Annotated in this window: 1 protein-coding gene; it reads right to left on the minus strand. The window is 45.0% G+C overall.

Annotation, left to right across the window (positions count from 1 at the left end; translation table 11 throughout):
• Nucleotides 1-240 (minus strand): Ig-like domain-containing protein (locus ADH81_RS11145; protein WP_049525856.1); only part of this gene is annotated, 240 nt, incomplete at both ends.

The raw sequence follows: 240 nt of genomic DNA on the forward strand, positions 1-240 counted from the left end.
TTACCTGTAAGGTCTGTATTTACAACTGGTTTAGCTGGTGCTTCTGTATCTGCTGCTGGTGTAGCTGTTGCTGGATCACTTGCTACTGATGTGTTACCTGCTGCATCTGTAGCTTTTGCTGTTACAGCGCCTGCTGGAATGTTTACTGATGGAGTGATGGTTGCTTTGCCATTTTCTCCTGCAGTTGCTTCACCAATCTTGTTACCGTCTTTATCGTAAAGGGCTACGGTTGAACCTTTT

Origin of the sequence: Streptococcus pseudopneumoniae, assembly GCF_001072925.1 — a bacterium.
GTDB classification, from domain to species: Bacteria; Bacillota; Bacilli; order Lactobacillales; family Streptococcaceae; genus Streptococcus; species Streptococcus pseudopneumoniae_Q.